This window comes from Williamsia sp. Y712 (assembly GCF_059445525.1).
This window is the reverse complement of record NZ_JCAIUN010000002.1, coordinates 171468-192626: the sequence shown is the minus strand read 5'-3', so window position 1 is coordinate 192626 and position 21159 is coordinate 171468. Positions and strand designations below refer to the sequence as shown.

Below are 21159 nucleotides of genomic sequence, written 5' to 3'. Positions count from 1 at the left end.
GGCGTCGCTCTACTTTTCGGGTAGCTCGTTGCTGGGCGGATCCTCCGCGTCGCCCACGAACTCGGTGTAGATCTCAGGATGCGCGTAGCGCAGCACAACCCAGTACAGGTCTTGGGCGCTGTCCTCACCGGAGGTGTCGAGCGCCTGCTTGCGCGTGTGGTCGCTGATGAGTGCCATCTCGGCGAGTTGGGCGACCCGTTCCAGTTCGGCGGCGACAGGCGCTACCTCGATATCGAGCGGGGACTCGAAGTGCCCGCCCTTACCCGGGACCGACGCAACATAGAACCCAGCCTGCTTCTCACGATCGACATCGGCGGGCAATCGGCCTGGCTCGGGCACGACCCCTGTCTCCCATGCGCTGTAGTCACCCCAGAACGGCCCCAGGTCGAGCGCGAAGTTGTCGGTCGCGGCGATCTTGTCGCGGTGGCTGTTCGACACAGCCAGGTGATGCTTCGGGCCGCCCGGGGGTGCGGATAACTCGACCTTCCCACCGCTTTCCCACGCGGTCAACGACGCTGAGTAGACCGCATTAGCCCTAGCCAATTCCTCCTGCGCGAGAACCAGAAGCGAGCGGGCTCGACCAGGAGAATCGTTGTCCAAGAGGGCTTTTGCATCGTCGATCAGTGCAACGACGTTTGCTATCAACACATGCCAATAGCGGCGTGAGTAATCTGCTGTGAGCCGGAGGGTCATGGAGCAATGATGTATCGCACCTCTGACAGAACCTAGCCCACATTCCGCGGGACGACCTTGAAGCTGCCGGGCCGGGAACCGCTCCTGATGCTCGCGAGGGCGAACTCGCGGGCATCGGGCTCGAACTCACGACTCGGCAGAAAGAGCGCCACGTCGACATCGTCCTGGGACGCGGAGCGGTGGGCTGCTCACCAGGGAGGAGCTGGAAAATAGTACCCCGCAACGTGCCCAGCACGTCAACGAAACCTTCGCAGCGGCCTGGCAAAAAATCCTCGCCGAACCGGAACCCGGTATCGAGGACCCTGAACAGGTCGAATAGGACCTAGCCGAGGTCACGCGCCAGTGCTCGACCGGCCGCGCGACCGGAGAAGATGCAACCACCAAGGAAGGTCCCCTCCAGTGCGTTGTAGCCATGGACCCCGCCGCCACCGAATCCGGCGACCTCGCCTGCGGCATACAGACCGTCGAAGGCACTGCCATCGTGGCGGATCACCTGCGAGTCGAGGTTCGTCTCCAGACCACCCAGGGTTTTGCGTGTCACGAGGTGCAGACGGACCGCGATCATCGGACCATATTTGGGGTCTTCCAGGCGGTGCGGCGTGGCCACCCGAATCAGCTTGTCGCTGAGGTAGTTACGCGCGTTACGAATCGCCATGATCTGCATGTCTTTGGTGTAGTTGTTGTCGATCTGACTGTCGCGCGCGCGCACCTCGGCGGCCACCTGGTCGAAATCCAACTGTGGTCCGGGGGTGATCTCGTTCATGCCCGCCACCAGATCTCGCAGATTGTCACGAACCACGAAGTCGGCACCGTGTTCCTTGAATGCCTCGACCGGACCGGTTGCTCCCTTTTTCACCCGCTGCAGAAGCAGTTTGAAATCTTTGTCGGTGAAGTCAGGGTTCTGCTCCGAGCCAGAGAGCGCGAACTCCTTCTCGATGATCGCCTGGGTGAGGATGAACCAGGTGAAATCGTGGCCGCCACGGGTGATCGTCCCAAGCGTGCCCAGCGAGTCGAATCCGGGGAAATTCGGTACCGGCAAGCGCTTTCCGGTCGCATCGAGCCACAGTGACGACGGGCCCGGGATGATGCGGATCGCATGATCGGGCCAGATCGGATCCCAGTTCTGGATTCCTTCGGTGTAGTGCCACATCCGGTCACGGTTGACCACGCTGCCGCCCGCATCTTCGGTGATCTGCAGCATCCGACCATCAACATGGGCGGGCACGCCGGTGATCATGTGCTCGGGTGCCGGACCCAATCGATCGGTGGGCCAGTTCTTCTTCACCAACTCGAAGTTGCCGCCGATGCCGCCGGAGGTGACGACAACCGCCTGCGCTCGAAGTTCGAAGTCCGATTCCCGTTCCCGACTCGACGACACCCCGCGTGGCTGGGTCGACGGGACCAGCACCGTCCCCCGGACACCTACTGCCCGTCCGTCCTCGACAATGATCGCGTCGACCTGATGTCGGTATTTGAAAGTGACCAGGCCCTTGGCCGCACCGGCGAGGACGGGCTCCCGGAAGACCCGGACCACCTCGGGACCGGTACCCCAGGTGATGTGGAAGCGCGGTACCGAGTTTCCGTGTCCGCTCGCCGATCCGGAACCGCGTTCGGCCCATCCGACGGTGGGCATCACCTTCAGGCCCAGTTCGTGAAGGTATGAACGCTTCTCACCGGCAGCAAAATTGACGTACGCCTCGGCCCACTGACGTGGCCAATGGTCTTCACGAGCTCGATCGAACCCAGCCGACCCCAGCCAGTCTGCCCGTGCGAGTTCCACAGAGTCCTTGATCCCGAGTCGGCGTTGCTCCGGCGTGTTCACCATGAACAGACCGCCGAGCGACCAGAACGCCTGTCCACCGAGGTTCTGTTCGTTCTCCTGGTCGACGATGGCCACTCGTTTGCCGGCCTTGACCAACTCGTGAGCAGCGACCAGACCCGCCAGACCCGCGCCGACAACGATCACATCAAATTGCTCGGACACCCGTACACCCCTGCCTGCCATGGTTCATCACTGAAAGGCGCTTCGGAGTTCCTCTACGCCCCCTGTGAGCATAGGGAAGGACTTGCAGTGTGTTGTGAACACGAGCCCTTTGCGTCCATCCAGGTCTCATCGAGGCGCTACGCGGGCGATACTGGACCGGTGGCAACCAAGGATTCTCCGGACGATCCCGACCGACAACGTTTCCGCACGCTGGCCCAGGCCGCCCTCAATGCCGATCGAACTGTGGGACAGATGGATTCGCTCATCGAAGGCCTCGGGTCGGCACTGACCGACTTCGACCGGGCGATGACCGGATTCGACACAACGCTGGAGAGTCTCAGTGGTGCCCTCGATGACTTCTCGGCGACACTGTCCCGGGTGGATGCGATGGTGACGAACATGGTCGGCGTTGTCGAGAGGATGGAGAAGATTGCCGGCCGGGTCGAAAACATCGTCGATATCGCCGAAAAGCTGATGGCCCCGGTCTCGTCCGCCGAATCCATGGTGCGCGGACTGTTAGGACTGCGGCGTCGCGCCTGAAATGAACGATCAGGACGTCTCGGAAGTCGCTTCGCGCAGGTAGTCACTGGGCGTGCGCCCGATGACTGCCTTGAACTCGCGTGCCAGATGGGCCTGATCGGAGTACCCCAGTTCAGCCGCCACATCAGCGATCGTCGCGTCACCTCTGCGTAAGGCCATCGCCGCATCCTGTAGTCGACGCCGCTGGATCAGCCATTTGGGGCTCAGCCCGGTGCGATGCACTGTCAGGCGCTGCAGGGCGCGGGTCGACACGGCGACCGCCGCAGCGAGGTCGGCCACCCGTCGTGGTCCGCCATCGTCCTCGACAAGGTCGATCACCCGGTTGATCAGAATGCCTTCCTCATCAACCGACCATCGTTGAGCCCACCGCTCGTACAACTGAGCCGCCTGCTGGTATCTGTCCTCTGGACTGCGATCTTCAGCGGTCATCGCCGCTCGGACCGAAGCGGTGAGGTCGTCGTCGCCGGGGATGGGCAAGGGCATACCGATCGGCAACGCCGGGCCCGACCGTGATCCGGGGGCCATCGACCGACCGGTCATCACGGTGATCGCGGCCGGACGCAGCAACACCCCGGCAGCCCACCCGCGGCCCTGCAACTTCTGTTCGCTGGTCCCCTGGCTCACGCAATACAGTGCAGCCCGATCAGGTTCGATCACCACATTGCCGCCCGGATGTTCGAGTACCGGCTGCAGCACCGGCATGTCGAGATCCCAGACCGCTATCCACACGTGCCGCAACAGGTCGCCGGGCGACAACGGTATTCGGTGTAGTCGCACGCCGTCGCGCCCGGGATTCAGTTGGCCCCTCGGCGGTGTGCTGACGGGGTCCATCTTGTCGCGTTTGTTCAAGCCTGCCCCCTGCACCCACGGTCAGCATGGATTCCATGACAACTACGACTGCAGCTCACGGACAACACACAGAACACGGTGTGCCACATGGCTTCACCTCCCTGACCCCGTTCATCGTCGTCACTCCTGCCAAAGACGCCATCGCGTTCTACCAAGACGTCTTCTCTGCCACCCTCAGCCAGAGCACCGAGTTCCCCGGACCGGACGGCGAGCAGATCGTCGCCCATGCCGTACTCGACTTCGACAACGGCAAGTTGCAGCTCGGCGATCCCGATTCCCAGTATGGCCTGATCCCCCGACAGTCCGGTGATTCCGACTGCTACTCCCTGTCGGTCTACGTTGCGGATGTCGATGCGGTGCTCGCTCGGGCCATCGAACTGGGCGCGACCGTGCGCGAGCCGGCACAGACGTTTGTCTCCGGTGACCGCTTTGCATCACTCCGCGACCCGTTCGGCATCAGGTGGACGGTGATGACACGGGTCGAGGACCTCTCCGACGAGCAGAGTGCTGCCCGGGTAGCCGAATGGGCGGCCCAACAGGGCGCAGGAGCGTAAAAGCGTTGCCCGTGCTCGGGCAAGGTGGCAGCATCCGCTTCATGATCGAAGATCTGTTCTTCGCCGCGCATGTGGGCTTGCCCCGCGAGGCACCGGGTTCCGAGACGACGACCGAACTCCTGTTTCGCCTCGCTGCTTTCCACACCGCTTCGGCCGGGGATCGTCCACTCCGAATCCTGGACATCGGCGCAGGCACCGGGCCTGCCACCATGGTTCTGGCAGGCCTCGGTGCGCATGTCACCGCCATCGACACCCATCAGCCATTTCTTGACGAACTGGTCTCGAAAACCAAGGCCGCAGGCCTACGCAGCCAGGTGACGGTCTCGAACGTCTCGATGGAAGACCTGAACTACCCCGATCATTCCTTTGATCTGGTGTGGGCCGAAGGTGCCGCCTACATCATCGGCTTCGACAACGCTCTGACGTCGTGGCGCCGCCTTTTGGCGCCGGGCGGTGCGCTGGTGCTGACCGAGGCGGATTGGCTCACCGGGACACCGTCGGCCGGCGCCACCGAATTCTGGAACTCCGCGTATCCGGAAATGCGAACGACCGGCCAAAATGTCTCCGCGGCAATCGAACTCGGCTGGACGGTCGCAGCCACCTATCTCCTGCCCGAGACCGACTGGGATGAGTACTACATCCCCTTGGGCTTGCGGATAGACGAGCTCAGGCAGGAGTTACCCGACGCGTCTGCCGATCTCGACCTGGTCGGTCAGGAGATAAACGTCCGAAGGGACCACGGCACCCACTACGGTTACACCGGGTACGTCCTACTTCCCAGGGAGGTCAGCCGATGAGCGGTCCCGAAACCATTGCCGACAGATATGCCCGCCGCGCCACAACCTTTGCCGCGGTGATCGCCGCAGCGCCGCCGGACCGCTGGTCTTCGCCATCCCCGTGCGCCGAGTGGACCGCGGCCGACGTGCTGCAGCACATCGTGGACATGCAGTCCGCGATGTTCGCTCCCCTGGAGCAGACACTGTCACCGGCACCGACCGTGGACGCCGATCCGCTCGGTGCGTTCAACCACGCCCGCGCTGACATCGAACGGGCCCTTGCCGATACCGCAGTCGCCGAGTCCACGGTGGAGACACCCATGGGGCCTTCCACGTTCGCCGACCACGTCGATGGAGTCGCAAGCGCCGACCTGGTGGTCCATGGATGGGATCTGGCACGTGCGCTCGGACTCGAACACCGAATTGATCCTGCCGAGGTCGAAGCGGCGTGGCAGGGCGTCCAGGACATGCCCGACATAATGCGTGTACCGGAGGCTTTCGGCCCCGGCATCGTCGTGTTCGGACCGATCGTGGACGTACCGGACACCGCTCCCCTCCACGACAGGCTGCTCGGACTGCTGGGCAGGGATCCGCACTGGAAAGCACCGTAGCCGGATCGAATCCCTGCGTAGCCTGGACAATATGGGCATTACGTACACGAGCACGGTCTCCACACCCATCGACGAAGTGTTCGCCTGGCACGGCAGGCCAGGAGCTTTCGCGCGCCTGTCACCACCCTGGGCACCGCCATCACTGGTGAAGGAAGCCGACTCGCTGGAGGACGGCACCGCCGTGCTGTCGTTCGGATGCGGCCTGAAGTGGGTGGCCCGACATCAGCCGACGCGCTTCCACCCACCGAATCAGTTTGTCGATCAACTCGATTCGTGGCCGCTGCGGTTGGTGATGACATGGACCCACCACCACGGTTTCTCGGAGATCGATCCGCAGACCACCAAGGTGACCGACACCGTGGACACCGCTGTCCCGACGGCACTGCTGCGTCCGATGTTTCGTTACCGGCACCGGCAATTGGCCGACGATCTGGCTGCCCACGCCTGGGCGATGCCGTTGGCCGGTAAACCCTTGACGATCGCCATGACCGGCGCGTCGGGACTTGTCGGAACCGCTCTTCGAGCATTGCTGACCACCGGCGGTCACCCCGTCATCTCCCTGGTCAGACGCGCCCCCGAGGGCCCCGACGAACGACGCTGGAACCCCACCGATCCCGCCGACGACCTCTTGGCAGGTGTCGATGCCGTGGTGCATCTGGCCGGCGCGTCGATAGCCGGGCGATTCAACGACGGACACAAATCCGCGATCCGGGACAGCAGGATTGAGCCGACAGCAGCACTTGCACGTGTTGCCGGCATCACCGACCCCGCCCCGACTTTTGTTTGCGCGTCAGCCATCGGGTTCTACGGCTACGACCGCGGAGATTCGGTACTCGACGAAAACTCCTCGCGCGGAGACGGTTTCCTCGCCGACGTCGTATCCGACTGGGAAGATGCCACGTCACCGGCAGCCGCCGCCGGAGCGCGGGTGGTGAACGTCCGGACCGGAATCGTCCAGGCAGCGGAGGGCGGAACCCTGAAGTTGATGCGACCGCTGTTCACCCTCGGACTCGGCGGGCGGCTCGGCGATGGAAACCAGTGGCTGTCCTGGATCGGCATCGACGATCTCATCGACATCTACTATCGCGCGATCGTCGACGAACGACTCTCCGGTCCGGTCAATGCGGTTGCGCCGAACCCGGTCCGCAACTCCGAATACACCTCCGCGCTGGCCGGAGCGGTACACCGGCCTGCGATCATCCCGGTCCCGAGCCTGGGCCCACAGGTCATCCTCGGATCAGAGGGTGCCAAAGAACTGGCGCTGGCCAATCAGCGCGTGAGCGCCGCACGTCTCACGGCGGTGGGCCACCGGTTCCGGATGACCGAGATCGACGAGGTGTTACGTCACCAACTCGGTGGCGACCCCGACCGGCCCGTCACCGAGTCGCGAGTTCGGACTTGATCGCCGAGGCGAACCCGTCGACGTCCTCGGGTGTGGTGTCGAACGAACACATCCACCGAACCTCGGCGGTGGCCTCGTTCCAGGTGTAGAACTTCCACACCGAACGCACCCGCTCCGCCACCACCGGATCGAGCGTGGCAAACACCGCGTTCACCTCGGTGGGCTGGGTGATCGTGAGGCCGGGCGTCCCGTCGAGCAGACCGCGAAGCCGGGTGGCCATGGCATTGGCGTGTGCCCCGGCCCGCAACGCCGTGCCGTCGTCGAACAGCGCCAGCAACTGCGCCGAGACGAAACGCATCTTGCTCGCCAACTGCATGCTGAGCTTGCGGATGTAGTCGGTGCCGGTTACCGAGTCGGGGTTGATGACAACCACGGCCTCCGCCCCCAATGCACCCACCTTGGTCCCACCGAGGCTCACCACATCAACACCCGCGGCAGCGGTGAACTCGCCGAGCGAAAGACCCAGCGCAGCAGCAGCATTCCACACTCTGGCACCGTCGACGTGGACCATCATCCGCTGCCCGTGGGCGTACTCGCAGATGGCCGCGATCTCATCGCGCGAATACAGGGTTCCGAGTTCGGTCGACTGGGTCAGACTGACCGCCAGGGGCTGCGCCCGATGCACATCACCGAACCCATATGCCTGCGTCGCAATGGATTCCGGTGTCAGCTTCCCGTCACTCGTCGGCACCGTGAGGAGTTTGATGCCACTGACCCGTTCCGGCGCACCACCCTCGTCGTTGTGGACGTGCGCGGACTCCGACACGATCGCCGCACCCCATCGGGGCAGCATCGCCGTCAGGCTCACCACGTTGGCGGCGGTTCCGTTGAACACCGGGAACACCTCCGCCCGCGCACCGAACTCGCGGCGGACCACACGTCTGAGCTGCTCGGTATAGGCGTCATCACCATACGAGGGCTGATGTCCGCCGTTGGCCGCCGCCAGTGCGGCGAGCACCTCGGGCAGCATTCCGGCGTAGTTGTCCGACGCGAACGCCCGCCACTGCGGATCGTGTAGCTGATCCGCCGGTTCCGACATGGATGTCATCCACCAAACCTTTCCGTCCTGATCGTGTTCGCGGGGTATTCCAGGTCCAGCAACCACCGGGCACATTGTTCGACGAACGCTGTCGGTCCGCACACCCGGAACTCCGGCTGTTGATCCACCGGGATCACCAACGATGCCAGTTCATCCGATGTCAGTCGTCCCGGTCGCCGCTGGGCATCCGCAGGCGCACGACGGGTGTACACATAGTCGACCTGCAGACGTCCAGTCGAGCTCAGCTGGTCGAGTTCGGCCCGGTAGTAATCGTTTTCCGGGCTGCGCACCGAGTACAGGAGACTAAACGGCACCGTCGTGCCTGCCTTTTCGCGCTCCCGGATCATCGACATCAGCGGCACCACACCCGAACCACCGGCGATCAATTGCACCGGTGCCGGATCCGCGGGGCGCCAGACGAACCAGCGACCGATTGGTCCGCGAATCTCCACCTGATCACCGACTTCGAGATCTCCGATGAGGTAGGGCGACACCTCGCCGTCGACGAGTTCTTGCACCGTCGTCTCGAGGAAATCATCACCGAACACCCCCGCCACCGAGTACGACCGCACTGCCTGGTAGCCGTCCTCCGCGGTCAAACGGATGTCGATGTGCTGGCCCGGTAACACCCGACCACGGCCGGGCACCTGTAGTCGGAGGGTCCGGGCGGTCGGCGTCTCCATCGACGCCGCGACAAGCATCGCCGGCCGCCAGCCGTTCACCAATACCGTTCCTCTTTCCACGGGTCCCCATGGTTGTGATAGCCATTGCTCTCCCAGAAACCCGGAACGTCCTGCGCCATCTCGGTGAGCCCACTGATCCACTTCGCGGACTTCCAGAAGTACAGGTGTGGGATCAGCAGTCGCGCCGGCCCACCGTGTTCGGCTTCGAGCGGCTCCCCCTCAAAGGTGTGCGCAATCCACGCCTGCCCGTCGAGCACATCCTCCAACGGGACGTTGGTGGTATATCCGCCATGGCAGTGGGCCATCAGGTATCCGTCGGGATCGACCTCATCGCCGAGGAGGACGTCGAGCGACACACCCCGCCACATCGTCGCCAGCTTCGACCATGCCGTCACACAGTGGATGTCAACCGTGATGTCTTGCTGCGGAAGCGACATGAACTCGTCCCACGACCAGCTCTTGCGTTGCCCGTCGAGCAGGCTGACCTCGAAATTCCATTCCACCGGGTCGATCAGCGGTGTCGGACCGGCCGACAGAACCGGGAAGTCACTCGTCAGATACTGCCCCGGTGGGAGTCGTTCGTCCTTTTGTCGGCGACGGGTCCCGAAACCCTTGTTGATGATGGCCATGCCTGCCAGTGTGCGCTGCCGGGCCGCCTGCCGCAGCCCATCATCGACTCAGTCCTCGTGCTGGGCCGGGTTTTCGCGTTGGTCGGTGAGGACCTGACGCAGGCGCTGCGTGTCGTCGGCGGTCCAACCTTCTGGATCGAGGATGGCTGCCCACGAGTTCGCGATATCGGCGTGGAAGGTGTGTCCATGGCCGTCCGGCACGCTGTTGGAGTCGGCCATGTCGGCCGACACCTGCAAAAAGGTCACCAACGGAATCCAGCGAACACTGTCGAGTACGTCGTACCCACGCGACTCGCGGAGCCAGTCCGGCTTACGAAGCGCCAGGCTCGGCGACCACCAGGTGATCGGGTCCGACGGATGCTGCAGGTACACGATCCGCGGCCCCGGCCACGACGCCCCCGGAGACTCGAGATCAGAGGCCCGGGCAACGAACCGCGCCGTCTCCCCATCTCCGTACACCGGCAACCATTGCGGTGAACCGGGTTCCCGGTCGTCGGTCGTCTGTTCCCAGATCTCGTTGGTGTAGGTGGGGCCGATGAACAGTGCACCGTCGGTGCGAGCGGCGATGTCCTCGACTCCGCTGAACGCACTTTCACCACCGAACGAACCGAGGCTCTCGCCGAAGACCACCAGCTTCGGACGTGAATCCTCGGGAAGCGCGTTCCACTTCGCATACACCGCCTCGAACAACGCACGTCCGGCCTGGCGAGCCCGTTCCTGGTCGACGAGGAACGAGATCGGACTCGGCAGGTACGAATACTGCATCGACACCACCGCGGTGTTGCCGTTGTACAGGTATTCCAGTGCGCTGACGGTACTTTCGTTGATCCACCCGGTGCCCGTGGTGGTTCCGACCGCGATCACGCCACGCTCCAGGCCACCGGCACGCACGAGTTCGTCGGCAGCGAGTTCGGCTTCGGGCCGATACCCGTCAGCTGAGGCCAGTCCGGAGTAGGCGCGGATCGGTTCCGTCGCCTGTGCATTGTTGAACGCCGACAGATCTTCGACAGACGGGCCGTTCGAGACGAAGATCCGGCCCTGGCGTCCGAGCGAATCCCACGTCACCAGCGAGTCGGGTCCACCCGAACGATACGTCGACAACGGAGGTTCGGTGTCGGGGTCGGTTTCGTTGTTGATCGCCGCAAAGCTGTCGTTGAGACTCGACATCACCACGCGTGTGACCACACCATTGAGCACACCGACAGTGATCACGACTACCAGAGCCGCAGCGACGAATCCCGCGATCCGTGGCGGCACAACACGACTGACCTTCGCCGACACCCATCGCGTCAACCGCACAAATGCACGCCCGATGGCAACAAACAGCACGAACGCCACCGCTGCGAGTACGACCAGCAGCGGATAGCCTTTCGCCGAAAACGACTCGACGTCCATCAGATCCCGAAGGTCGTGCTGCCAAAGACCAAATGAGACGAGCATCAGAATCGTACCGATCAGCGCGATGGCCGCCAGGGCAAACCAACCGATTCGTTTGTACTTCTCAGGGACTTCGCGCATACCGAGGTAGCGGATCAACATCGAAACAAGCACGCCGAGTCCGTAACCGAAAGCGCCGGACGCACCGCTGATGACACCTTGGAACAGCGCGCTCCGGGGAAGCAGCGAAGGAGTCAACGAGAACCAGATCGCAACCAAGGCAACGACCAGCCCGCCGAAAACATATCGTCCTGGCACAACTTTCGACCAGCGCAGTGTCACTGTGCCTCCGTATTCAACTCACCCGAATGGTGAATCCTCAGAAGCTAGCAGGGGCATCTGCACACAAGCAGAACCGGTTACTTGGTTACTACTTCCTTCTTCTTGCTACGGCCACGCATCATCAGGATGCCGACCACCCAGCCGACGACAAAGATCATCAGCAGGGTGAACCAGAGCGGTGAGGTGACATCGATCCAGAAAAGCGTGATGGATGTCGAATCACGATTCTGAAGCACAAAGATAACCGCGATAATCGCAAGAATCAGGGCAGCCCAGCCGGCCGGCGAGACCTTGGAGAAGATGTTGGAAGACGACGTGCCTGCACTTTTGGACATAACGTGACAATAGTCCGTCGACCGGACAATTCGGCACGCTCCGGATAGACGAAGTTGTGCCAATTTCGCTGCTTGCGCCATCGAAGATTGTTTCGCCGGGCACCGCGTTAGGGTGGCGGAGTGCCCCATCCCAGTTTGCTCTGTATCCACGCGCACCCCGACGACGAGGCGATGTGGACCGGTGGAGTGCTGGCACATTGCGCGCAGCGTGGTGGACGCACCGCCGTGATCACGTGTACGTGGGCAGAAGGAACATTCCGTGGCCGCGAACTCGAGGCCTCGCTGAAACTCTTGAAGGCCGGACCTCCCCTACTGCTCGGGTACGCAGACCGGCCGTTTCCCGAGTCAGCACCAGACCAACCGGCGTTCTGTGATGCACCCTTCGACGAGGTGGTCGAAAAGATCGTCGCCCACATCCGGCGATTCCGGCCGGACACCATCGCGACGTATGACCCACTCGGTGTCTATGGGCACCCCGATCACGTCCTGGCGCATCGGGCGACTGTTGCCGCCATCGGCGCGGCCGCGTTCGGTCAGTTGTATCCGGAAGCGGGTGCACCGTGGCGGACCCGGCTGCTCTATCTCGCGACGATGCCCCACTCGGCCGCCCAAGTGCTGTGGCCGGAGGTTCGCAAAACGGGCGGACCGGCCGGACCGTTGCCGGGGATACCCGACAACACCGTGGACACCACCATCGATGTGTCGGAGTGGCTCGACATCAAATGGAAGGCGCTCCAAGCTCACCGCTCCGAAATGGACCGCGGTGGCGCAATGACGATGCTGGCCGAGCTGCCCGAGAAGACCCGCCGCCAGGTGATCCGCAATGAGTGGTTCCTGCGGATACCGTTGGCTGCCGATCCCCTGGACGCCCTGGATTTCTCCGGGCCGGCCGATTCAGCCGACGGACGTCCGTAGACCGCTGGCCCGCAGCACTTTTCGTTCGACACCGGCGCGGATGGACTCTTCTGTACCGATGAGCCGCACGTGGCCGCTGGCCCGGGTGATCGCCGTGTACAGCAGCTCCCGCGTCAGCAATGCGGAGCGATCCGGCGGTATCACCACCGACACCGACTCGTACTGAGATCCCTGGCTGCGGTGAATTGTCATCGCATACACCGGGACCGCCGCCACCAACTGCGAAGGATGCAGCATCTTCACCGCCGATCCGCGCCGGAACGCGACCATCAACCGTCCACCGCTGCTCACCACCACGCCGGTATCTCCGTTGAAGATGCCGGTGTCGTAGTCGTTGGCCGTGACCAACAACGGCTGGCCGGGGTACCAGTCCTGCGCACCCGCGGTCGTCCCGATCCACTCCATCGCCTGCCGAGACCAGTGTTCGACGCCCGATGTGCCTTCGCGGTGCGCACACAGAAGGCGGTGGGTGTGTAGGCCCGCAAGGGCGGTCTGCGCGTCACCCCGTGCACCTGCACGTCGCATCTGATCGGCGGTGGTGACGATGTCATCACGCACCGACCCCAGGTCACCGGGATCGACCAACTCGAACTGGCTGTGCCCGGCCGCGAGCAGATCGATCACCGAATCGGCGTCGCCGTCACGAACCGCAGCGGCCAGACCTTTGATCTGCTCGCCGAACCGGCGCACCTTGGTCAGCCTGATGACCCCTCCCGCCAACCGCGACCTCTCGTCGGCGTCAAGGGCATCGGGATCGCTGCGGTCGTCCACGAGATCCGGTTCGATCAGTGTCTTGAGGATCGGGTTGATCTGCTCGGTGACCGGCCGATAGACCAGATCGGCCAGCACGGCACCGGCGTCGACCGAGGCGAGCTGATCGGGATCACCGACCAAGACCAGCCGCGCCTGGGGCCGCAACGCGTCGAGCAGTCTGGCCATCATGGTCAGTGAGACCATCGACGTCTCATCGACGACCACCAGTTCATGCGGCAGCCGATTGCCCGAATCATGCGCAAATCGACTGCGGCTCCCCGGTTTCCAACCCAGCAGACGGTGCAGGGTGGTCGCGGTGAGGTCGGTTGGCAAGCCCAGTTCATCGGCCTGCGACCGCACCGATTCTTCCAGCTGGGCTGCTGCCCGGCCGGTCGGCGCTGCCAGCGCCACCCGCAAGGAGGGACCGTATTCGTCGAACATCAACGCCAATACCCGTGCGACCGTGTGGGTTTTGCCGGTGCCCGGTCCACCGGCGATCACGGTGGTCCAACCGGCACTGGCCAACGCGGCAGCGATCCGTTGCCGATCAGGTCCCTCATCGGGAAAATGCCTCCGCAGACCGGTGAGCAGCCGATCGGCATTCATCTCCGGGTGGCTGTGTGTTCGGTCGTCGAGGAGTTCACGGATCCGCTGCTCTTGCAGGAAGTACCGCCGCAAGTACAGCAACGGGCCCTCCGGCGTCCGGGCCAGGTGCAGTGGGCGCAGCGGACCGGACGCCGATCCGGTCACCAGCGGACTGACCTCGAGTGCAGCGACGACCGCTGCCGCATCGGGCCACGGCAGCGAATCGGGGTCGACGCCGAATTCGTCCTCGTCGATGGCGACCTCGGACAGCCGGTTGACCTCGACACAGACCGAACCCAATCGCACGGCCCGGACCGCAAGTGCGGTCGCGAGCAGAACATTCGGATCGATATCCGCCTTGCTCAGACCCGCCAGCCGTTGCGCCACATGCACATCGGCAGTACTGAGCACACCGGCGGCGTTGAACGGCACCAGTGTGGGATGGGCATTGACCGCAATCCGCGCGTCGTACTGCACCGTCACAGCTGCACTGTCCTTCCGGCGATCAGATCTGAGACCGCGACGATCAGCGATGCCGGCGGATGCCATTGGAAGACACCACATCCGGCTGGGGTGTCGGGACCGATCATGCCCCGGACGAAGTGGTACTGGGCGCCGGCGAGATTGACCTCGGGGTCGTACCCCGGTAACCGCCACCGCAGATATCGGTGCAGGGCAACCGAATAGAGCAGCGCCTGCAACGGATAGTGCGAGTTGATCATCTCGCGGGCCATCCGCTCCGGCGTGTAGTCGAGCGCACTGAGATCCCCACGTGCGGTCCGGTTGGTCTTGTAATCGACGATGACGAACCGGTTGCCTGGCAGTCGCAGGACTGCGTCGATACTGCCGACAAGGAATCCGCGCAGCGGGGGCGCCTGCACGCCGCGCAGGTGCTGCGGATAACCGACGAGCAGGTCGTCGGCCGCCAGATGGGTGTCCATCAAATCGCTGATCGCGCGCAGCGTGGTCGATTCGTCGCCACCGAGTGGAAACTCGAAGTCGAGCTCGGCCAACCGATCCCTGGTCGCCAGCTGCCCCAGGGTTGTCTCCGGCTGCAACCCGAGCGGTGTCCGCAGGACCGCAAGCAGTGCGGTCGAGAGCACCTCGGGATCGGCCTGCGCCATCCACATCGCCACCGCGTCCCGGCAGCGCGTTGCCACCTCGGCCGCCAGGTCGGTGGCGTCGGTGTCGATGACCTCGAGCACCTCGTGGACCAGGGTTCCGAATGCCGCACCAAAAGGCAGGGTGTTCATCAACGACGGATGCGGCAGGTCGCCTGCCCCGTCGGTGACCGGGACGTCCAGTGGCTCGGTGACCTGCTCGTCGGTCTTGACCTCCGACTCCGGTTCACTGGCCACCGCCGGTTCATGATGCGTACCGGCGACCAGGGCCGAATACGACGTGCGCCGCCAGGTGTGGTCGATGTGGCGGGTGAATCGCGCCACCGCGAGTTCGCCTGTTTCGGCCCGTTGCGGCACCCACGGTAGGTCGCCCTCTGTCCCGTAGTCGGCCGGTTCCACCCGCACCCGGTCGCCGGCGGTCTCGCCCCAGGCCGTCAGGAATTGGCCTACCTTCGCGTCGTCCGGCACCACCGGTCGCGGATCGGGATTCGACCGGTCGCGGCTGAAGAGCAATCGGTGCAGTGGCGACGACCGTGCCGAGGTCCCCGGCGCCCACCACACCACGACCGCCGATGCCGCGCGGGTCAACGCAACGTACAGCAGTCGCAGCTCTTCACCGTTGTCCTCGGTCGCGGAGGCCTCCCGGCGATCGCGGTAGCCGGGTGCATCCTTGCCACCGATGTCGAGCAGTCGCTTGCCCGCCTCATCGTGAAGCAGGAACGTGTCCGGTGAAGGATGTTGCGCCCCGTCCCAGCCATACGGCACATAGACGATCGGGAACTCGAGCCCCTTGCTCCGGTGCACGGTGAGCAGCTGCACGGCCGCGGCGTCGCTGTCGAGGCGCCGGCTCTGGTCAGCCTGATTGCCGGACGTCGGGTCGTTGATCAACTGTCCGAGTCTGCGCACCAATGCGGTCAGACCCAAACCCTCCTCAACCACGGCACGATTGCAGAGCTGGGCCACGTGGGTCAGATCCGTGAGCCGACGCTCCCCACCGACCACGGACAGCACCCGGCCGGGCACGTCGCGAACCCCTGAGAGATGTTCGTATACGGCCGCAAAACCCGACTCGTGATACACGGCGACCAGTTCACGGATCAACGCGCTGATGTCAGCGGTCAGCCCGTCGGCACCGGAATCCAGTTCTGCGGCGGTCCATCCGAGCAATGGCGTGAGTGCAGCCAATCGGATACGCGCGCTTCGGCTGGGTTGTTCCATCGCCTGCAGCAGCCACAACCAGTCGAGCGCACCCTGCGTGCTGTAAACACTGGTACCGCCCGCCAGCACCGACGGCACTCCCCTGCTGTCCAGCGCCGCCTGGATCATCGTGAGGTGCCGATGATTTCGGACGAGAACGGCGATGTCGCCGGGTGCCACCGGACGTTCGCCTCCGGCGCCACACAACGGCGTCCGGGAATTCAGCAGTCGGGTCAGGTCCGCGGCGACATCGTCGGCCACCGAACGTCGCAGCCGGTCGAGCGCGGGGAATCCGCTCTTGCCCATCGGTCCGTGGCCCCGGCGGTTCAGGTAACGCAGTCGCAATGGGATCTGGCCCGGCAATCGCGACTCGGTATGTGTGGCCCCGACCTCATGCACCACGATCTCGGGGCTACCCAGTGCCGCACCGCCATAGACACGGTCGAGCGCCTCGACCAGATCGGCATCACTGCGCCAGTTGGTGGGCAGTGCCTGATGGTTGTCGGCGGCCCGAACGGCTTCGAGGTAACTGAACACCTCGGCCCCGCGGAACGCGTAGATCGACTGTTTCGGATCACCCACCAGCACCAGGGTGGTGTGCCCGTGAAAGGCCAACCGGAAGATCGCCCACTGCACCGGGTCGGTGTCCTGGAACTCGTCGACCAGAACCACCTGGAATCGGCTCCGCACCCGACGACATGCCTGCTCGCCGTGCTCGGGGTCTTCAAGCGCATCGCGCAGCAGGATCTGCAGGTCGTCGTAGTCGCGAATGTTCGTCTGCCGCTTGCGGCGCTCCACCTCGGCTATCACCGTCTTCGCGAAGTCGATCCGCTGATACTCGTCGGTGTCGGGGTCGGTGATGGGAGACAGCTTCGCCTGCCGCTGGAAGACCGCCTGCCTGCAGAAGGAGTGGGCCTCGACCAGACTGAACGGCGCTGCGCCGTTTCCACTGAAGCGATGCAGGTACAGATCGTCGGTGACCTCGGTGATCAGGTCACTGACATCTTCGACAAGGGTGATGTCATTCTCGAAATCCCCGGCCACGCCGAGTCCGTCGAGCATGCGGCTGCAGAAAGTGTGAGTGGTGGCGATGGTGGCCGCGTCGAAGTCGGACACCGAATCTGCCAGGCGTCTGCGCCGTATCTCGACCTCGCCCGGCGATCCCGCGGAGAGCATCGCGGCCAGCGGGTCGTCCGAATCCCTCGCGGCCGCAGGATCGGTCAGGGCAGCAGCGAGCGAGGTCAGCCGCAGTCGTGTGCGTTCACGGAGTTCGGCGGTGGCGAAGCGGCTGAATGTGACCAGCAGAAGGTCGGACAGCGGAACACCGTCTGCGACATACCGAGCAGCCAAACCAACGATGGCATAGGTCTTTCCGGTACCGGCACTGGCTTCGAGCACGGTGGTGCCGGAAGGCAACGGTCCGGTGATGTCGAACGTGACCGGCGCGATGGGACTTTGGATCATGTCTCAGCGCACCTGTTCCGATTCCAGCAAGGGCGTCCACAACCGCATCGCGCCTGCCGCGAAACGAGATCCCTGCTCATCCCAGTCCTTTTCCTCTGCGACCGCCGGTTCGGCGATCACGGCCGAGAAATCTCCCTCATGCAGGTACCGGACGTAGACGTCCTGTGCGTCGCCGCCGAACTTGTTCATGAAGTTCTTGTCGGCTGCGTCCATGGCCAGAGCGGTGTCGTCGCCACGATGGCGACGGTCTGCGTACTCGGCGGCAGCGGCCGTCGGCAACGGAAGTGGCGACTGCAGACCTCGATCGCGCAGGTCGACGATCTGACGCAGCACAGCAATCGGATTCGGCGGCGCTGCCAATGTCGATCGCCGGACGCGGCCATACGATCCGCGGCCGACGACAACGGAGCTGCTGACGTCGGAGCCGGACGCAGCCAGCGCCAACAAGCCGACCCACGCGGCCAGGCGGTGTTTTGCCGCCAGCCGGGAGTAGATGGTCCGGACCAGCGTGCCGCGATGGACCGACGGGACGGTCCCGGTCAGCCGCCGGTTGTCGCCCAGATCGATGGTCACGTCGATCACGTCGGGATGTGCCTCATAGAGGGGTGCCGCCACAGTCACGAGCGACTCGACCAGACCGGAGATCTCTCCGAACACCTTCGCGCCCAAAAGAAACGGTGGCAGGGTTCCGCGCCGAAGTTCGGCACCGCGCAGCGCCTCGGCGTCTGCTCCACCAAGCCGGGCCTGCAGCATCCGATCGCCGATCGCCCACTTGCCCAGACCGTCGATGTCGGCGCTGAGCACATCGTTGAGCTCTTCGTCGTCGCCGGGGAGGTACATACCCAGCCGTTGGCGGCAGAATGCTCGCATCGGGTGCTCGACAAAGGCGATCAGGTCGGACAACTCCACATCACCGGACGTCTGCGGCAGTGGCTTCGGCAGAAATCCGGGTTCGCAGACCTGAACCGATTGGGTGGCCACGGCCCCGGCAAGCGCCGTGCGATCGAAGCTGAGGGGATTTTCGGCAGCAAAGTTCGCCGGGTCGAAGCCGTGCAACGGATGTGACGTCGACACTGTCGAGCCGTCGGCCAGCATCGCATCTGCGGTGTCGAGTAGTTCGCCCACCGGGACCGCAGGCGGCCTGCGCAAACCGGTCACCGGGTCGGTGCCCGTATACAAGATGATGAGCTTGTCGATCGCCGACATGGTCGCATCGAGGAGCAACTGACGATCCTCACTACGGATATCTCGTTCTCCGACACAGGGATTGCGCGCCAGGATGTCGTCGCCGTTGATACCGCCGACACGCGGGTAGCTCTCGTCATCGAGCCCCAGCAGGATGACGACCCGGTGCGGCACGGCCCGCATCGGGACCATCGTGCACACCGTCAGTTCACCGGTCCGGAAGTTGGCCCTGGTCGGACGCCCGGCCAGCCGATGCGACAGCATGGCCCGGATGTCGGCGAGCCGCACTGTTGTATCGCCGCCGTGTTCGGTGGCCGACGACAGTTCCCGAAGCGCCTGACTCCGCTGCCACGCGTCGGCAGGGCGTACCGCGGTGAGCAGATCCAGTGCAGTCGCCAGATTCTCTGCCCACTGTGTTGCCGGACGCGGACCACGCAAACTGGTCAGCGCAGTGTCGAGCCGGCTGATGAACTCGGCGAATCTGCCTGCCAACTCGACGTCGGCACTGTCCACGTCATCAAGCGGCAGTGCGGTGTCGAGCCAGCCCAGTTCCGTCTCGTCGGCGGCCACACCCAACAGGATCCGGTCGAGTCCGGCGTCGAAGGTGTTCTGTCTGAACCCTCCCAGCCCGAACGGTTTTCGCTGGTTGTCGTTGATCCCCCAGCGGGCTCCGGATTCGGCGGTCCATTGCCGCAGACGTTCGAGATCATCGTCGCCGAAACCGAATCGGCTCCGCACCGGCGGCGTGTCCAACAGGTCGAGTACTTCACTCGCCTTGACCCGACCCCCGGCCAGCAACAGCAGGTCGGTCATCACATCCAGGAGCGGGTTGGTCTGGCGCAGTGCCCGGTCTGCCAGGCGTACGCGCAGTTCGTGACCGGGATGCGCATGACTCACCTGGCCGAATGCGGCCCGGATCAGCGGCGCGTGGGTTTCGACGTCGGGGCACATGACGATCACGTCGCGCGGATCGAGTGTCGGATCGTCCTGGAACAACCGCAACACGAGTTCGCGTAGCACCTCGACCTGACGCGCGGCACCGTGACAGGAATGGACCTGAACACTGCCATCTGCCCGCCCACTGGGTTCCGCGACCTGATCGGCGCGAAACGCATCCTGCAGACGCTCGAGATGCGTACCGCCGCGGGCATGTACGTCGGTGTGGTGGACATCATCCGCGGCAACGGCGGAGAGGTTGATCTGGAGTTCGCGAACCTCGCGGGACAACGACGCCAGCAATGGATGTTCGATGTCGCGCACGACAACCTCGCTGCGACGGATGGGCGCGTTCTTCGACTGCAGCTTCTTCCACATCGCCGGACTGGCATGCGGCAGAAAGAGATTGATGTCGCGATGCGCACCGAGGGCGGCCAGGACCTGCAACTGCTCGGCACTGAGACGGGTGACGCCGAACAGGGAGATCCGCTCGGGCAGATCCACCACATCTGATCGATCGAGCAAGCTCGCACAGACCTGTTCGAGCCGTTCGGGAGGACTGGGCGAATCGATGCGCTGACGCAGCAGTCGCCACAGATGGGCCTGCCACCGCTGATCGGGATCGAGTGGCTCGCCGGCACCATCGGTGTCGTGTCCGTTGTGCCAGTCGTTGATCATCTGCGGGCGATGGGTTCCGTATCCCCGGAACAGGGCGGTCAGGTGCTCCGCGGTCCCGTATCGCCGCCCGATCCGGAAACCCGGCGACTTCGAACCGACCTTCCCGTCGGACGAGTGGCCCAGGTGCCGGGCCAGGATCGCGCAGGCCGGATCGTCGACGGCGTCGTCGATGACCGACAGCAACGTCCACAGCATCCGCCCGGTGGACCACGGGTCGTCGTCGAACTGACCGGATTCGACACCACTGGCCTGCGCCATGACGTCATCGACCAGCGCGGCCGGATGGGGAAAAAGTACGTTGGCCGCGATACCGTCGGCCCCGCCGCCGGTCGCACCCAGTCGGGTCGACAACTGCTGCGTCAGCCACCGTTCGACACCTTGCGCAGGTACCGCAACCAGTTCTCGAGCAAACGGATCCGACGGCACGGTCGTCAAGATGTCGGCGAGCGCGGTCACCAACGTGCTGGTGCGCTCGGCGCGGTGCAGTCTCAGCACGCAGGGCCCCTTCCGG

17 protein-coding genes are annotated in these 21159 nt (G+C 64.3%); 6 read left to right on the top strand and 11 right to left on the bottom strand.

Annotation, left to right across the window (positions count from 1 at the left end; all coding sequences use genetic code 11):
• Window positions 1-9: 9 nt before the first annotated feature.
• Window positions 10-693, bottom strand: a complete 684-nt coding sequence (locus tag AC1D75_RS15670; RefSeq protein ID WP_495516254.1) for an AbiV family abortive infection protein — start codon at window positions 691-693, stop codon at window positions 10-12.
• Between the two features lie 322 nt (window positions 694-1015).
• Window positions 1016-2677 carry an FAD-binding dehydrogenase gene (locus AC1D75_RS15665; protein ID WP_495516253.1) on the bottom strand — a complete coding sequence of 554 codons (1662 nt, stop codon included), beginning with the start codon at window positions 2675-2677 and terminating at the stop codon, window positions 1016-1018.
• Between the two features lie 159 nt (window positions 2678-2836).
• Here AC1D75_RS15665 and AC1D75_RS15660 point away from each other — a divergent pair, with 159 nt between their 5' ends.
• On the top strand, window positions 2837-3217 hold the full coding sequence (locus AC1D75_RS15660; RefSeq protein WP_495516252.1) for a hypothetical protein: 381 nt from the start codon (window positions 2837-2839) through the stop codon (window positions 3215-3217).
• A gap of 9 nt (window positions 3218-3226) precedes the next feature.
• On the opposite strand, the gene AC1D75_RS15655 is transcribed toward AC1D75_RS15660, so the two are convergent.
• On the bottom strand, window positions 3227-4066 hold the full coding sequence (locus AC1D75_RS15655) for a helix-turn-helix domain-containing protein (protein WP_495516251.1): 840 nt from the start codon (window positions 4064-4066) through the stop codon (window positions 3227-3229).
• Between the two features lie 26 nt (window positions 4067-4092).
• Here AC1D75_RS15655 and AC1D75_RS15650 point away from each other — a divergent pair, with 26 nt between their 5' ends.
• The 4 genes from AC1D75_RS15650 to AC1D75_RS15635 are packed head-to-tail and all read left to right on the top strand — an operon-like array spanning window position 4093 to window position 7409.
• A complete protein-coding gene (locus AC1D75_RS15650) occupies window positions 4093-4620 on the top strand; it encodes a VOC family protein (protein WP_495516250.1) in 528 nt (175 codons plus the stop codon).
• Between the two features lie 41 nt (window positions 4621-4661).
• Window positions 4662-5417 carry a class I SAM-dependent methyltransferase gene (locus AC1D75_RS15645; protein WP_495516249.1) on the top strand — a complete coding sequence of 252 codons (756 nt, stop codon included), beginning with the start codon at window positions 4662-4664 and terminating at the stop codon, window positions 5415-5417.
• Window positions 5414-6007, top strand: coding sequence for a TIGR03086 family metal-binding protein (locus AC1D75_RS15640; protein ID WP_495516248.1), 594 nt, complete (start codon window positions 5414-5416; stop codon window positions 6005-6007). Before AC1D75_RS15645 ends, AC1D75_RS15640 begins: the two co-directional genes overlap by 4 nt.
• A gap of 31 nt (window positions 6008-6038) precedes the next feature.
• Window positions 6039-7409: a TIGR01777 family oxidoreductase gene (locus AC1D75_RS15635; protein ID WP_495516247.1), complete on the top strand. Its 1371-nt coding sequence runs from the start codon at window positions 6039-6041 to the stop codon at window positions 7407-7409.
• Here the strand turns inward: AC1D75_RS15635 and AC1D75_RS15630 are convergent.
• From AC1D75_RS15630 to AC1D75_RS15610, 5 genes are all read right to left on the bottom strand, one after another.
• Window positions 7384-8457, bottom strand: a complete 1074-nt coding sequence (locus tag AC1D75_RS15630) for a threonine aldolase family protein (protein ID WP_495516246.1) — start codon at window positions 8455-8457, stop codon at window positions 7384-7386. The two genes, AC1D75_RS15635 and AC1D75_RS15630, sit on opposite strands and share 26 nt — an antisense overlap.
• Window positions 8454-9170, bottom strand: coding sequence for a ferredoxin reductase (locus tag AC1D75_RS15625; RefSeq protein WP_495516245.1), 717 nt, complete (start codon window positions 9168-9170; stop codon window positions 8454-8456). Before AC1D75_RS15625 ends, AC1D75_RS15630 begins: the two co-directional genes overlap by 4 nt.
• Window positions 9167-9760: a sulfite oxidase-like oxidoreductase gene (locus tag AC1D75_RS15620; RefSeq protein WP_495516244.1), complete on the bottom strand. Its 594-nt coding sequence runs from the start codon at window positions 9758-9760 to the stop codon at window positions 9167-9169. The genes AC1D75_RS15625 and AC1D75_RS15620 overlap by 4 nt, the downstream gene beginning before the upstream one ends.
• Before the next feature lie 48 nt (window positions 9761-9808).
• Window positions 9809-11479 carry an alpha/beta hydrolase gene (locus tag AC1D75_RS15615; RefSeq protein ID WP_495516243.1) on the bottom strand — a complete coding sequence of 557 codons (1671 nt, stop codon included), beginning with the start codon at window positions 11477-11479 and terminating at the stop codon, window positions 9809-9811.
• 77 nt (window positions 11480-11556) lie between these two features.
• Entirely contained in the window at window positions 11557-11814 is a 258-nt protein-coding gene (locus AC1D75_RS15610; RefSeq protein WP_495516242.1) for a LapA family protein, read from the bottom strand.
• Between the two features lie 120 nt (window positions 11815-11934).
• Between AC1D75_RS15610 and AC1D75_RS15605 the strand changes: the two genes are divergently transcribed.
• Entirely contained in the window at window positions 11935-12729 is a 795-nt protein-coding gene (locus AC1D75_RS15605) for a PIG-L family deacetylase (RefSeq protein ID WP_495516241.1), read from the top strand.
• Here AC1D75_RS15605 and recD read toward each other — a convergent pair.
• Genes recD through recC form a run of 3 tightly spaced genes read right to left on the bottom strand, consistent with a single transcriptional unit; the run spans window position 12709 to window position 21143 of the window.
• A complete protein-coding gene (gene recD / locus AC1D75_RS15600; protein ID WP_495516240.1) occupies window positions 12709-14550 on the bottom strand; it encodes an exodeoxyribonuclease V subunit alpha in 1842 nt (613 codons plus the stop codon). The two genes, AC1D75_RS15605 and recD, sit on opposite strands and share 21 nt — an antisense overlap.
• The gene (locus AC1D75_RS15595) at window positions 14547-17849 is read right to left on the bottom strand and encodes a UvrD-helicase domain-containing protein (protein WP_495516239.1); all 3303 of its coding nucleotides are present in this window, start codon (window positions 17847-17849) and stop codon (window positions 14547-14549) included. Before AC1D75_RS15595 ends, recD begins: the two co-directional genes overlap by 4 nt.
• Before the next feature lie 3 nt (window positions 17850-17852).
• Window positions 17853-21143 (bottom strand): exodeoxyribonuclease V subunit gamma, encoded by a 3291-nt coding sequence (recC, locus tag AC1D75_RS15590; protein WP_495516238.1) that lies wholly within the window; start codon window positions 21141-21143, stop codon window positions 17853-17855.
• Window positions 21144-21159: the final 16 nt, after the last annotated feature.